The sequence below is a fragment of the Streptomyces sp. Ru72 genome (assembly GCF_002920635.1).
Lineage (GTDB): Bacteria > Actinomycetota > Actinomycetes > Streptomycetales > Streptomycetaceae > Streptomyces.
Map to the genome: position 1 here is coordinate 1 of NZ_PQSR01000270.1, position 222 is coordinate 222.

1 pseudogene is annotated in these 222 nt (G+C 73.0%); it reads left to right on the forward strand.

What is annotated here, in order from left to right:
• Positions 1-222, forward strand: a pseudogene (locus tag C3488_RS39865) (AAA family ATPase); the annotation flags it as partial.

A 222-nucleotide genomic window follows, 5' to 3' on the forward strand; every position in this document is an offset into this window, starting at 1 on the left:
GAGCTGGAGGTCAAGCAGGCCACGGTGGACGACCTGGTGGCGCACGTGGAGGTGCGCGGCTCGGACGACGCGGCGGCCGCCATGATCAAGGGTGACGCGCGGATGGCGGAGGTGCTGCGCCGGGCCGTGCGCGCGCACGTCACGCTGCCCACCGAGCCGTGCGTGGTGGTCCGCGGTTCGCGGCGCTGGCGTGTTCCGGCGTACGAACTGGCGGAGATCGTA